Here is a 6,752-nt window from a genome sequence, read left to right as displayed (position 1 = left end):
GGCGGTGGACCAGCTGAATCTGATTTAGCTGATACACCGCCATCGCGAGCAAGCTCGCTCCCACAGGGGTTTCTACTGGACTTCTCTGGCCTCAGGCGATATCTCGCAGCTCCCGCCGCAAGATCTTGCCCACCGGAGTCATCGGCAACGACTCCCGTAGCACAATGTGCTTGGGTACCTTGTAGCCGGTGAAGTTCTCCTTGCAGTAGGCCTTGAGTTCTTCAAGGCTGACGCCGGTTTCGCGCGCCACCACGAACAGCTTCACCGCCTCCCCCGAACGCTCGTCCGGCACACCGATCACCGCGCAGTTGGCCACCTTGGGATGGGCCATCACCACGTCTTCGATCTCGTTGGGGTACACATTGAAGCCCGAGACAATGATCATGTCCTTCTTGCGATCGACGATGCGCACGAAACCGTCCGGGTCGATCACCGCGATATCGCCGGACTTGAACCAGCCCTCGTGGTCCAGCACTTCGGCCGTGGCCTCGGGCTTGTTCCAGTAGCCTTTCATGATCTGCGGCCCCTTGATGCACAGCTCGCCGCGCTCGCCCAGGGGCTGCTCGACGCCATCGTCGTTGATCACTTTCATCAGGGTGCCCGGCACCGGCATCCCCACCGTGCCCAATCGGGACTTGCCGCCGTAAGGGTTGGCACTGGCCACTGGCGAGGTTTCGGTCAGGCCATAACCTTCGGTGATGCCGCAACCGGTGATCTGCTCCCAACGTTCGGCGGTGGCCTTGATCAGCGCCGTGCCGCCCGAGTTGGTGACCTTGAGGTTGGAAAAATCCAGGGTCTTGAACTCCGGATGGTCCATCAATGCCACGAACAACGTGTTGAGCCCCAGCAGCAACGAGAAACGCCAGTTCTTCAGTTCCTTGATGAAACCACCGATGTCCCGCGGATTGGTGATCAGCACGTTGTGGTTGCCGGTCACCATCATGCACATGCAGTTCGCCGTGAACGCATAGATATGGTAAAGCGGCAGCGGTGCGATCATGACCTCCTGGCCTTCGCGCAGCAGTGGATGGCCGTCATCGCCGAGCTGTCCCAGGCAGGCCCGGGCCTGTTGCATGTTGGCCACCAGGTTGCCGTGGGTCAGCATCGCGCCCTTCGCCAACCCGGTGGTGCCGCCGGTGTATTGCAATACCGCAATATCGTCGAGGCTGACTTTCAGCGGCGTGATGCCCTGGCCGCGTCCCAGGCGCAAGGCGCTCTTGAAGGAAATGGCCTGGGGCAGCGAATAGGCCGGGACCATTTTCTTGACCTTGCTCACCATCGTGTTGACCAGCCAGCCCTTGGCGGTGGGCATCAGGTCACCCATCTTCGCTTCGATCAGGTACTGCAGGTCCGTATCGGGCAACACCTCCTGGACTTTCTGCCCGAACATATTCAGGTACACCAAGGCCCGGGCACCGGAGTCCTTGAACTGATGACGCATTTCCCGCGCGGTGTACAGCGGGTTGGTGTTGACCACGATCAGCCCGGCGCGCAAGGCCCCGAACACGGCGATCGGGTACTGCAGGATGTTAGGCATCTGCACCGCGATTCGATCGCCCGGCGCCAGGTCGGTATGGGCTTGCAGGAAGCCGGCGAAGGCCGCGCTGTAGCGCTCGAGCTCGGCATAGGTGAGCGTCACCCCCATGTTGCTGAACGCCGGACGGTCGGCAAATTTCTTACAGGAACGTTCGAACACCTCGATCACCGACTTGTAGGCCCCAAGGTCAACATCCAGGGGCACGCCGGCCGGGCGCTTGTCATTCCAGAAATCAGGCTGCATTGTTTTTGTCCTCTTTACCTGAGCATGTCCGGGCCGCATCTGTATCGCTTGCAGAGGCGGAGCTCCTGGGACACTAGCAGCTATGGCCAATCAGGCAAATATGGCAACCTGCGTCATAGATTGTGTGAATCTTCCTGCCATGGCGTGGCCTGATCAGGCGAGACGCAGCGGATGCGCTATACAATGCAGCGACGCTGCGTCTGACTTTGTGCAAAGGAATCGCCATGATCCACCAAACGTTCTGGCTGACCGCGACCGACCATAGCCGCCTGTTCGTCAACCAATGGCTGCCCGAAACCGCCCCTTTGGCAGTCATCATGCTGGCCCACGGCATGGCCGAACACAGCGGCCGCTACGCGCGCCTGGCCCAGGCGTTGTGCGACGAAGGCTACGGGGTCTGCGCCATGGACCTGCGCGGCCATGGCAAGACCGGCGAGGAAGCGATTCTCGGCCACTTTGCCGACGAGGACGGCTGGGCCAAGGTCGTGGGCGACCTGGCCAGCCTCAACCAGCACATCGGCCAACAACACCCCGAAACCCCTATCGTATTGCTAGGCCACAGCATGGGCAGCTACATCGCCCAGGGTTATCTGTTGCATCACAGCGCCAGCCTGCACGGGGCGATTCTCAGCGGCTCGAACTTTCAGCCGGTGACGCTCTACCGCAGCGCTCGCCTGATTGCCCGCTTCGAACGCTGGCGCCAGGGTGCCACGGGGCGCAGCGCATTGATCGAGTGGCTGTCGTTCGGCAGTTTCAACAAAAAGTTCAAACCCACGCGTACCCCCTTCGACTGGCTCAGCCGCGACCCGGGCGAAGTCGACAAGTACGTCCACGACCCGCTGTGTGGCTTTCGCTGCACCAATCAACTGTGGGTCGACCTGCTCGGTGGCTTGCAGCAAATCAGCAAAGCGTCCAATCTCGCCCAGATCGATCCGGGCCTGCCCCTGCTAGTGATGGGTGGCGAATGTGATCCGGTGAGCGAAGGCAAGCGTCTGAAGGATCTGGCCGACGCCTTGCGTGACGCCGGCATCCGGCACCTGCAATTGACGATTTACCCGCAGGCCCGGCACGAACTGTTCAATGAAACCAACCGCGATGAAGTGACCGCCGACGTGCTGGCCTGGATTGCCCAGGCCCTGAGCCACAAGCGGCCGCCACGCAGCGAGTAGGCTTGCAGCGTTTTTCCTTTACTCCTTCACAGGATTTGAAACAGATGACCCAGGTTACCAACACCCCTTACGAAGCCCTCGAAGTAGGCCAGACCGCCAGCTACAGCAAGACCGTGGAAGAGCGTGATATCCAGCTGTTCGCGGCGATGTCGGGCGATCACAACCCGGTGCACCTGGACGCCGAGTTCGCCGCCGCGAGCATGTTCAAGGAGCGCATTGCCCATGGCATGTTCAGCGGTGCGCTGATCAGCGCGGCGGTGGCCTGCGAGTTGCCTGGGCCGGGCACCATCTATATCGGCCAGCAGATGAGCTTCCAGAAACCGGTGAAAATCGGCGACACCCTGACCGTGCGCCTGGAAATCCTGGAGAAACTGCCGAAATTCCGTGTGCGCATCGCCACGCGCGTGTTCAACCAGCGCGACGAGCTGGTGGTGGACGGCGAAGCCGAAATCCTCGCACCGCGCAAGCAGCAGACCGTGACCTTGCCGACGTTGCCAGCGATTACTGTCGGTTGATTCACTGAAGCGATCAGTCCCAGCGGATTGGATGAAACAACGCATCCCCTGTGGCGCAACGGACTATGGCTGGTCTTCGCGCACCTGCACGCTCGCCGTCATCCCGGCGCTCAGGCTCAGCCCCTCCGGCACCTTGTCCAACTTGATCCGCACCGGGATCCGCTGGGCCAGGCGCACCCAGTTGAAGGTCGGCTCGACCTCCGCCAGCAACTGCGCATCGGGGTTGGTGTTGCGGTCGGTAATGCCACGGCTGATGCTCTCGACATGGCCCTCCAATGCGTGGCCGGCGCTCATCAGCCAGATCTTGACCGGATCGCCCACGCGGATCCTCGGCAACTTGGTTTCTTCGAAATAGGCCTGTACGTAGAACGTCGAGTCGTCGATCAGCGCCATCACCGGTTGCCCGGCGTTCACGTAGTTGCCTTCGGCCAGGCGCAGGTTGGTGATGTGGCCGTTGCGTGGGGCCAGGACCTGGCTGCGGGCCAGGTTGAGCTCGGCGACCTTGGCCTCGGCCTGGGCTTCGCGCAGTTCGCCGCGGGCGATGCCGGCGTTGATCTGGGCGTTTTCTCGCAGTTCGGCGCTAATGGCCTGGGGCCCAAGAGCCGCGCGGCGGCTGGCTTCGTGTTCACGCAGGCTCAGTTGCTGCTGGCGCGTCTGCACCACCGCCCGAGCCTTCTCCACCGCCGCTTCGAAACGCTCGCGGTCGATGCTCAGCAACACATCGCCGGCCTTGACCTGCTGGTTATCCACCGCCTTGAGCTCGCGCACCCAGCCCGACACGTCAGGGGCAATCACCACCACGTCGGCGCGGATCCGCGCATCGCGGGTCCAGGGTGTGAGCATGTAGTACTGCCACAGGTGAAACCCGGCGAAGATCGCCACGGCCACCATGCACAGCGTGACGGCGACACGTACGGATGTACGCATGTTCAACTCCTATAGCGGCCCGAGGACCACGGTAATAACGGTCAGGACACAGACATACAGGGCGCAGTCGAACAAGGCTTCATGCCAGATCCAGCGCCCGGCCGGCACCAGGCTGAGCAACAGGCGCAACGCACCGGTCACCAGCAATGCCAGCACCACGTAAATCAGGAACGGGCTGAGCAACACCCCGCCAATCGACCACTCACGCAAGCCCATGGCTGTGCTCCCGTCGTTCAGGTTCGTGCTGGTGGCACCAGGCGCGCCAGCTGTTTTGCAATTGCACCACCGCGCCCTGGGCCAGCTTCAAGGCGTCACCGGGCGGCTGGCTCGACAACACGTTCAGGAACTCGGCACTTGCCGGGGCCAGCGCATCGGCCTGGTCACCGCTCGGGCCATGTTCGAGCACCTGCTCCAGCGCTTCGAAATAACGGCGCTGCGCCCGGCTATCGGGCACCTGGGCGACGGCCAGGCTCAGGCGCAAATGCAACAGTTCATCGCCAATGTCCAGGCCAAGCAAACCATCATCCCAACGGCTGCGCGCCTGCACCGGCAATTCAGGATAATGCCGCGCCAACTGCAACAGTCGGTCGGCCATGCGCCCGCCGAACCAGCTCTCGGCGCCACGCAGGCTGCGATGGGTCAGGCGCACCAGATCGTGGAGGGTCGCGGCCAGCAGGCGGCGGCTGTGCCAGGCCGGGTTGCGCAAAATCAGCACATTGAAGGCCAGCACCGCCGCGCCCACGCCAATCATCATGGCCTGGGCGTTGTTGAAGAACGCCGCGACGTCGTACTTCATGGTATTGAGCGGTGAAACCAACACCACGAAATGCAGGCAGAACGACGTCGCCGTGGCAAAAATCTGCGGCTTGGCCATGCCCAGCGCACCGAAAAACAACGGCACGCCCATGGCCATGCAGAGCATCGCAAAACTGCTCCATTGCGGGAGTACGAGCTCACCGATCACGAACGCCGTCGGCACCGCCAACAGGATGCCACGCAGAAAACTCATGCCGATCTGCGCGCCGTTTTCGCGACTGGCAAACAGGCTGCACACCACGCACGTCAGCACCAGCGCACCCGAAGCGGCGGGCCAGGCAGTCGCCAGCCAGAAACAGGCAACCACCAGGAACGCCAGGGCGCTGCGAGCACCAAAGACCATGGCCAGGGACAGATCACGATGGGGCGCCAGGGTTCGCGGTGGATCCGCGGCCTCCCTGCCCTCCTGCACCGCCGTCATGGCTGCGCAGGCGGCCAGGGCGGTATCGAGCAACAAGGCGAACCGCGCCAGGCAGTAACTTTGCGCCGAGCTGATCTGCGGGTCGTGAGACGCATCCCATACCCGGGGGCGCAAGGCTTGCAAGGTCGCACTGTCGGCGTCGAGGGCCTGCTGTACCTCGTTCATCCACGGCTGGAGGGCCTCGGCCTCCTCGGGGTCGAGCTGTTTCCACTGCCGCCGCACCGAGCGCGACAGGCGCAACAACATCAGCAATTTCTGGCTCAAACCGCTGATGGCCCGGGCTCGCTGTCGGCCACGGCTGCCTTCGAACCAGGCATGTTCGCGCTGGGCATCCACCGCGACAATCCTGCCCAGAATTTCCAGCAACCCTTTTCGCGCCTGGACATCGCCAGCCAGGGTCGTCCGGGCGGCCTGCATGCCGCTCTGCCAGGCCGCAAGGGCCTGACCGGCCAGTTGCCGCTCGACCCGCAACGGCCAGAGCAAGGCACTGGCCGCCGTGGCGCAGACAATGCCCAGGCTGATCTCGGTGCAGCGCGCCACCGCCTGCTCGAACACACCCAGCGGATGGGAAATGGCCGGCAAGGCAATGATCGCCACCGTGTAACCGGCCAGCACGAACGAATACGACCAGGCACTGCGCAGCAGCGTCGAACACGCTGTGCACAACCCCAGCCAGAGCGCCAAGGCCAGCAGGAACAACCAGGGCGCCTGGGCAAACAGGCCCATGAACACCACCGACATGACGGTGCCCACCAGCGTGCCGAGCAATCGCGCCAACCCCTTCTGCACCACCATCCCGGACAGTGGCTGGGCGACGATGATTGCGGTCATCAGCGCCCATGAGGGCTGCTCCAACCCCCAGCGCAGCGCCAGCCACAACGCCAGCCCAGCGCCAAGCACGGTCTTGATGGCGAACTGCAAAGCGAGGCGGTCGGGGGCAAACAAGGCCTGGAAGGTAATGGGCACGCGAAAAACTCTTTGGGGGATGCCAGTAACAATAGATGCAATGCAGGGGGATAGGCGACGCAATTATTAGCTAGCTATCTATCCGAGTCCAGAGTTGTTTGTCGCCCCACCGGGCGAAGGCTTTCGTGGCGAGGGAGCTTGCTCCCGCTGGGTTGCGC

General features: G+C 62.9%; 6 protein-coding genes. 2 read left to right on the top strand and 4 right to left on the bottom strand.

All coding sequences use genetic code 11. The features are described from left to right. Positions 1 to 91: 91 nt before the first annotated feature. On the bottom strand, positions 92 to 1,780 hold the full coding sequence (fadD2, locus tag LQ215_RS29120) for a long-chain-fatty-acid--CoA ligase FadD2 (RefSeq protein ID WP_230153689.1): 1,689 nt from the start codon (positions 1,778 to 1,780) through the stop codon (positions 92 to 94). Positions 1,781 to 2,004: 224 nt separating this feature from the next. On the opposite strand from fadD2, the gene LQ215_RS29115 reads away from it, so the two are divergent. Then, positions 2,005 to 2,949 (top strand): alpha/beta hydrolase, encoded by a 945-nt coding sequence (locus tag LQ215_RS29115; protein ID WP_230153688.1) that lies wholly within the window; start codon positions 2,005 to 2,007, stop codon positions 2,947 to 2,949. Between the two features lie 44 nt (positions 2,950 to 2,993). Beyond that, a complete protein-coding gene (locus LQ215_RS29110) occupies positions 2,994 to 3,464 on the top strand; it encodes a MaoC family dehydratase (protein ID WP_003198569.1) in 471 nt (156 codons plus the stop codon). A 63-nt stretch (positions 3,465 to 3,527) separates the two neighbouring features. Here LQ215_RS29110 and LQ215_RS29105 read toward each other — a convergent pair whose 3' ends face one another. Genes LQ215_RS29105 through LQ215_RS29095 form a run of 3 tightly spaced genes read right to left on the bottom strand, consistent with a single transcriptional unit; the run spans position 3,528 to position 6,594 of the window. Beyond that, the gene (locus LQ215_RS29105; RefSeq protein ID WP_230153687.1) at positions 3,528 to 4,391 is read right to left on the bottom strand and encodes an efflux RND transporter periplasmic adaptor subunit; all 864 of its coding nucleotides are present in this window, start codon (positions 4,389 to 4,391) and stop codon (positions 3,528 to 3,530) included. Positions 4,392 to 4,400: 9 nt separating this feature from the next. Then, positions 4,401 to 4,607 carry a DUF1656 domain-containing protein gene (locus LQ215_RS29100; protein WP_003198565.1) on the bottom strand — a complete coding sequence of 69 codons (207 nt, stop codon included), beginning with the start codon at positions 4,605 to 4,607 and terminating at the stop codon, positions 4,401 to 4,403. After that, positions 4,594 to 6,594, bottom strand: a complete 2,001-nt coding sequence (locus tag LQ215_RS29095) for an FUSC family protein (RefSeq protein ID WP_230153686.1) — start codon at positions 6,592 to 6,594, stop codon at positions 4,594 to 4,596. The genes LQ215_RS29100 and LQ215_RS29095 overlap by 14 nt, the downstream gene beginning before the upstream one ends. Between the last annotated feature and the right edge of the window lie 158 nt (positions 6,595 to 6,752).

The sequence above is a fragment of the Pseudomonas brassicacearum genome (genome assembly GCF_918698105.1).
Lineage (GTDB): Bacteria > Pseudomonadota > Gammaproteobacteria > Pseudomonadales > Pseudomonadaceae > Aquipseudomonas > Aquipseudomonas brassicacearum_F.
Note: the sequence above shows the minus strand (reverse complement) of the source record. Positions and strands in the feature narration are given on the sequence as shown.

Bases quoted from the DNA above. Each gene is read 5' to 3' on its own strand.
- fadD2 (WP_230153689.1), bottom strand. From the start codon at position 1,780: ATGCAGCCTGATTTCTGGAATGACAAGCGCCCGGCCGGCGTGCCCCTG.
- LQ215_RS29115 (WP_230153688.1), top strand. From the start codon at position 2,005: ATGATCCACCAAACGTTCTGGCTGACCGCGACCGACCATAGCCGCCTG.
- LQ215_RS29110 (WP_003198569.1), top strand. From the start codon at position 2,994: ATGACCCAGGTTACCAACACCCCTTACGAAGCCCTCGAAGTAGGCCAG.
- LQ215_RS29105 (WP_230153687.1), bottom strand. From the start codon at position 4,391: ATGCGTACATCCGTACGTGTCGCCGTCACGCTGTGCATGGTGGCCGTG.
- LQ215_RS29100 (WP_003198565.1), bottom strand. From the start codon at position 4,607: ATGGGCTTGCGTGAGTGGTCGATTGGCGGGGTGTTGCTCAGCCCGTTC.